The organism is Acinetobacter sichuanensis, assembly GCF_003024515.2.
Classification (GTDB): Bacteria; Pseudomonadota; Gammaproteobacteria; order Pseudomonadales; family Moraxellaceae; genus Acinetobacter; species Acinetobacter sichuanensis.
On sequence record NZ_PYIX02000085.1, the window covers coordinates 1 to 5,327 of the forward strand.

Annotated in this window: 8 protein-coding genes and 1 pseudogene; 5 read left to right on the top strand and 4 right to left on the bottom strand. The window is 31.6% G+C overall.

Going from position 1 to position 5,327, the window contains the following annotated elements; translation table 11 throughout:
- The 3 genes and pseudogenes from C9E89_RS23955 to C9E89_RS21400 form a co-directional block, all read left to right on the top strand.
- Window positions 1–122, top strand: a pseudogene (locus tag C9E89_RS23955) (replication initiation protein); the annotation flags it as partial.
- A complete protein-coding gene (locus tag C9E89_RS21395) occupies window positions 119–406 on the top strand; it encodes a hypothetical protein (protein WP_107010149.1) in 288 nt (95 codons plus the stop codon). The pseudogene C9E89_RS23955 and the gene C9E89_RS21395, both read left to right, overlap by 4 nt.
- Before the next feature lie 352 nt (window positions 407–758).
- A complete protein-coding gene (locus C9E89_RS21400) occupies window positions 759–1,682 on the top strand; it encodes a hypothetical protein (protein WP_107010150.1) in 924 nt (307 codons plus the stop codon).
- Window positions 1,683–1,788: 106 nt separating this feature from the next.
- On the opposite strand, the gene C9E89_RS21405 is transcribed toward C9E89_RS21400, so the two are convergent.
- Together C9E89_RS21405 and C9E89_RS21410 are read right to left on the bottom strand one after the other, a co-directional pair.
- A complete protein-coding gene (locus C9E89_RS21405; RefSeq protein WP_107010151.1) occupies window positions 1,789–2,349 on the bottom strand; it encodes a hypothetical protein in 561 nt (186 codons plus the stop codon).
- Window positions 2,350–2,351: 2 nt separating this feature from the next.
- Window positions 2,352–2,930 carry a ComF family protein gene (locus C9E89_RS21410; RefSeq protein ID WP_107010152.1) on the bottom strand — a complete coding sequence of 193 codons (579 nt, stop codon included), beginning with the start codon at window positions 2,928–2,930 and terminating at the stop codon, window positions 2,352–2,354.
- 212 nt (window positions 2,931–3,142) lie between these two features.
- Here C9E89_RS21410 and C9E89_RS21415 point away from each other — a divergent pair, with 212 nt between their 5' ends.
- Together C9E89_RS21415 and C9E89_RS23430 are read left to right on the top strand one after the other, a co-directional pair.
- The gene (locus tag C9E89_RS21415) at window positions 3,143–3,739 is read left to right on the top strand and encodes a DUF6338 family protein (protein ID WP_107010153.1); all 597 of its coding nucleotides are present in this window, start codon (window positions 3,143–3,145) and stop codon (window positions 3,737–3,739) included.
- Window positions 3,740–3,902: 163 nt separating this feature from the next.
- Window positions 3,903–4,064: a hypothetical protein gene (locus C9E89_RS23430; RefSeq protein ID WP_171405196.1), complete on the top strand. Its 162-nt coding sequence runs from the start codon at window positions 3,903–3,905 to the stop codon at window positions 4,062–4,064.
- A 289-nt stretch (window positions 4,065–4,353) separates the two neighbouring features.
- On the opposite strand, the gene C9E89_RS21420 is transcribed toward C9E89_RS23430, so the two are convergent.
- Entirely contained in the window at window positions 4,354–4,860 is a 507-nt protein-coding gene (locus C9E89_RS21420) for a hypothetical protein (RefSeq protein WP_107010154.1), read from the bottom strand.
- Between the two features lie 52 nt (window positions 4,861–4,912).
- Window positions 4,913–5,215, bottom strand: a complete 303-nt coding sequence (locus tag C9E89_RS21425) for a hypothetical protein (RefSeq protein ID WP_107010155.1) — start codon at window positions 5,213–5,215, stop codon at window positions 4,913–4,915.
- Window positions 5,216–5,327 lie beyond the last annotated feature (112 nt).

A 5,327-nucleotide genomic window follows, 5' to 3' on the forward strand; every position in this document is an offset into this window, starting at 1 on the left:
CTGATTATCCTACTTTTGCCCTTTGGATTGGTGGCATCTTACGAGATCCGAAAAGTGTCAGAGAGGAAACAGCAAAACGAATATTTAAATCTCTGCATAACAAAACGGATTTTAAACCATGAGAACTAAAGCTGAATTAGCCGCAATGAGTTGTGAAGAACTCAAAGACTATGAGCAAAGTTTACTTGAGCTGTGGACACCAAGAATGGCGCTTGAAAATCAGATTGGTAGACTACGTACAGAACGTAGAGGGCAACTAGAGATATTCAACAGATTAAAAAATCCTGATACTCCTGAAAATGAACGTTTAAAAAACTCTATTTTATCTCTCAACAGTAAGATTGAAGATTTAGAAGATGAATTAGATGATCTTATTCAAGATGAACGCTTAAATCATACTGATTAAATTATTCAGTTTATTTAATTAAAACTGTGAAACATTGATTAAACATTAGGCGTGGAACGTGAAAAATCATAAAAAAAGCCCGATCTGGAGGATACGGGCCAATCAAAATGATATATACCATTGATTAATAAAGACAATTATACAGCATTTCGTATAAGGTGTATTATGTTAATTTTAGGAAATCTTTAAAATATCTATATGAGCAGTTACTGTATTTTTGAAAAAAAATTACCATTATTTGATAACTTTTCTTTTAATTTTACTAGAGCCAAAAATTAAAACTTTCCACTGCATTGAATAAAAATAAATCGCCTCTACATAAACTAGATAATTTAATTAATATGGAAAGTACATGAAATTTAAGCAAAAGTCCTTTAGAAAAGTTCCTGATTCCTTAGCAAGTATTACTGGTAAATTCTTATTAGGTAAAAAACTATCAGATTTAAGCTCTGACTATCTAAAAAAAATCTCTGACCAAACTACTTGGGAAGATGGCGAATCATTTTTACCAAATAAAATTGGTAAATTTTCAAGAATCAATGCCGACGGAAAAGAAATCGTTAGAAGAGATAAGCCTAAAGAAACCATTACTAGGGCTTTTTACTATACTCGTTCAGAGTTTCGTGGAAGAGATAACAGAGTTGAAGTAGAAGACTTTACATGGCGTACATATGAACGTTATCCACGTGAAACTATTCCTGCACAAAACGTTCATATTAATTGTATTAAGAACCAAGATGAAAAGTTTTTACTAATAGAATGCGATAGCGAAGAAGATCCATCATTGTTCTTACACAAACTAAATTTGGCTTTGGAAATATTTGGTTCAGAACTTGAGTTTCATGTAGCTGCAAAAGATGGTTTTGTTCAATTACCACGAACCTTTAAAGTTGTTAATTGGCTTATTTTACCTGCTGGCACTTACTCAAAAGAAGAATTAAAAGAAAAAATTAAACAAACAGTTTCTACAAAATTAAGTAAGACAGTAAAACCTGTTATTGAAAAAAGATTAGATAAAATAGCTTCTTATGAACATACAGGTATTGTTATTGGAGTTGGTGGATATAAAGGATATGTAATTTATCATTTCCCTCAAAAAGGTATATCTGTTTTGGAATCTGATAGTCCAAACAATGCTACCTATGTATTTAATAATACAAGTTGGGAAGAACTTTCTAAAAAGACAAAGACTGAGATTATTAAAAGCAATTTAGCGATTAAAAGAATTATTCATGATACCAATTGGGATCAACAAATAGATACTTTACTAAAATGATACTCTCACTCAAGCTCACCATAGCGCTGTGAAGATGGTGAAATTGGTATAGGTTTATCATATTAGAACTAAATAGCCACTGATTTTCTATTTATCCTGCCTAGTTTTATAAAAAACTAGGTTGAACTTCCCTATTCTTAATTAACTCAATTGATTGAAATATATTAATTTTTTTATCAGCATTTTTCAGGGATAATTCTGACATTTTCTGAGTAATTAGTAAAAACTCATCAATATTATAAACACGTTGAAATTTCTTTTCCTGCTGCAGAAAAACTGTAACTTTTTTCTTTTGTTTAATAAGCTCAATAATATTTTTTAATGTTCCTGTGCTCTTTTTATCCCAAAGCATGACACCGATGTCAGCATCATTTGCTAAAGCCAAATCCTTAGCAGTAAAGAAATCCCTTGTACCAAATCTGTATTTTGTAACTACTGATTTTGTAGGCCAATTACCTAAATTATTTCTTACCGTAGTACCACTATGATAAACAGTAACTTTATTATACCCTTGAATATTAAGATAATTTTGTACAGCTTTATCAATTCCATCAGCATCACCAAGGATAATTTCATATCCTTGGTTCATCATCTTATCAATACGTTTAGTTACTGATTCATCTAGTTTTTTAATACTAATAGAACCCGCAATAAAAATTTTTTCCACTTCTATTTCCAAGTTAATGCTGCTGTATAGATATCTTTAACTTTAGGATATGAGCTTAACACTTTGCAAGCAGCCTCCATAGTAGCCCCTGTATCAAATAGGTCATCTATAAGAAGAACATTCCAAGACCCGTCATTTCTAATACCATCATAAAGGGAAAAACTATTAGCTAACACCGACTCTTTTTCTTCTCTTGTTTGTAAATCTTTAAGAGACGTTCCATTTTTTGTCTTATGTAAAATATTAGTAAACACAGGTATATTTAAAGCTTGTCCAAGTCCTTCAGCTAAACCATACACTGGTTGACGATCACGATTATTAGATGCAGGCATAGGAACAATGAATCCTATCTTTTCACTGAAGTTTTGAGTTATTGCTGAAGATAGGGCTTCAACTAAAGTAGGAATTTGGTCCCAGTCATTTCTATATTTTAATAAAAATAATGCTTGGCCTATGTCTGATCTTTTAGTGTCGAACATAGGACGGCCATATTGATTATCACCAACGTATTCACTCTTTAGAACATGCTTATCTAAAACGATTCCTTTTTTCCAAGGACCATTAATTTCCTTAATATTCATATCACGATTAATCTCTAATTAAAGTTTGCTTGGTATAAATTTTTAAATAAAATAAAAACAATATCTTACCGAAAATAATTTAACATAGAAGCTCTTATAAGAAATCAAAAAAAGCTTAGATCTAGGCTTTAAAATTTTAAAAATACGTAAATTGAGGATTTCTTTTTAAAAAAAAGTATCATATAGGCAAATTCTTAATAAAAAACAATTCCATGGAAATCTTTGAATCAAGTAAGTTGTTTTTATTTATTGTCTTTGCGATCCCGGGGTTCATTGCAATAAAAACATATTCATTACTATGCCCTAATCAAGATAAGGATAGTACAAAGCTAATAATTGACGCTATTACATATAGTTGCATGAACTATGCAATTCTAGGGCCTTTCATATATATGATGCTCTTCAGTAAAAAATGGGGGTTTATATGTTCATTTTTTACATTTAGCTTTTATGCTTTTGTGATGCTCATTTTTCCCGCCTTTTTAGCATGGCTTTGGCTAAGACTTAGAGAACTAGAATTTTTTAGAAAAAATGCACCACATCCAACACCGAGACCATGGGATTTTGTTTTCAGTGATACTTCTACTTGGTATTACGTGATTATTACCTTATCTAACGGTACTAAAATTGCCGGGCAATATAGTGGAAATTCATTCACCTCAAGCTACCCAGAAGAACCTCAAATCTATTTAGAGAAAACTTGGGTGCTAAATGAAGATGGTGGTTTTGAAAGAGAACGTGTGTCTTCTAAAGGTATTATAGTATTATCCAAAGATATTCAAAGTATTGAGTTATTTGAGCATCCATAATAAGGATTATAATTATGTCAAAGATCCGCTTACCGGCAATGGACGGTTACCAACCATCTATCAGACCAAATGATAGTCAAACTAGAGGTTACCAACCCCAACAAGTCACAAGTACAACGACATCATCACATAAAGCCCCACCAAAGAAACCATAGAGCTAAATATGACTAATAAAAATCGTAGATTTCCAATAGGTGATGGGTACAAACCAACCTCAATCACACCCAATAATCCTAAACCTGGAGCTGGTTACCAACCAGAAAAATCAGGAGGGACTAACCCTACTAATCCACAAGAACCATCTTCTCCACCTAAAAAACCATAAGCTAGAGAGGCAATAATGTCTAATAAAGATATTAAGTACGTTAATACTGTGAAAGATTCTAATAATACGTTTGGTTATCAACCTACAAAATCCTCTAGCAATACTCCATCACACATACCTGTACAAACATCCTCACCTCCAAAGAAGCCTTAATTTACTTCTGATATTTAAAAAAATTACTGTAATACAAGTTATATAAAAGGCCCTATAAATGGGCCTTTTGAGTATCTATTTAACATAAAATCTCTTATGCGAAATGTGCTTTTTATCCCCTAATTATATTGAATGATCAAATTAGAGATAATATTGGTTGTCCAAACTCATCTAAAAGTTCAATACCAGTAACTTTTAAACGATCCAAAGGATCTCCATTTCTTAAGCACCACCCTTCAGGCATCTTGGTTTTTAAACCATATTGTCTTGAATCTAATTTTTTTTGTTCCTCGTGAGAAATGTAGGCTATTCCTAAGTTTCGCTTTAAAATTATAGATAGGTCTTCATCTGATAAACTTTGTGTTTCCATTAGTTCCCATAAACTATTTATAAGATAAGACATAGGAACTATATGTTCTTTTCTTGCAGGAATAGTTCCCACAGGTAAATTTTGAAAAACAGGCTTAGAGTATCCTTTAAAAATTAATTCATCTTCTGGATGAACTAATCTTTCAATAAATCTAGAATGGTATCCCCAAGGTTTTTTAATATTATCTTGAAATAACATAATATTTTTAATGTGTTGAATAATCACATTACACGTATTTTGTAGGTGCTGATCAATATAATCTTTTTCTTTCATTGAAATATTTCTCATAAAATTTTATCTAGAATTAATAAGCATTATACAAAGTTTAGGTTTTATCCCAGATTATTCCATTAAAAAGATCTTTATCTTTCTGCCTATTTTCTTCGGTCTTATCTTCCGTATTTAAAAATTGCTCAAAATCGGCTAGTTTCTGCTTAAACGATTCATCATTTTTTAATTTATTTAAAGCCCAAGCTCCCAGTAGAATTTTACGTCTAGTATCATCTTTTCTTTGCTGATCAGAAACTTTCTTTTTTTCACGTGCAATGGCAGCTTTTTTCTGTTCTTTTAGCTGTCTTAATCGTTCTTCTTGCTTTGTAATTTTTGGCTCTAAATTATCAACACTCATACCATCACCGTATCAAGGAATCCCCCTCAAGCATAGGTCTGTTTGAATTGAAATTCAAGACATCCCATGCTATCGTAGTTTTCCCAAAGGGCGCACTTAGCCATTGAACTTT

Excerpts from the sequence above, each read along its gene's own strand:
- C9E89_RS23430 (WP_171405196.1), top strand. The coding sequence starts at position 3,903 with ATGACTAATAAAAATCGTAGATTTCCAATAGGTGATGGGTACAAACCA.
- C9E89_RS21415 (WP_107010153.1), top strand. The coding sequence starts at position 3,143 with ATGGAAATCTTTGAATCAAGTAAGTTGTTTTTATTTATTGTCTTTGCG.
- C9E89_RS21425 (WP_107010155.1), bottom strand. The coding sequence starts at position 5,215 with ATGAGTGTTGATAATTTAGAGCCAAAAATTACAAAGCAAGAAGAACGA.
- C9E89_RS21410 (WP_107010152.1), bottom strand. The coding sequence starts at position 2,930 with ATGAATATTAAGGAAATTAATGGTCCTTGGAAAAAAGGAATCGTTTTA.
- C9E89_RS21420 (WP_107010154.1), bottom strand. The coding sequence starts at position 4,860 with ATGAAAGAAAAAGATTATATTGATCAGCACCTACAAAATACGTGTAAT.
- C9E89_RS21400 (WP_107010150.1), top strand. The coding sequence starts at position 759 with ATGAAATTTAAGCAAAAGTCCTTTAGAAAAGTTCCTGATTCCTTAGCA.
- C9E89_RS21395 (WP_107010149.1), top strand. The coding sequence starts at position 119 with ATGAGAACTAAAGCTGAATTAGCCGCAATGAGTTGTGAAGAACTCAAA.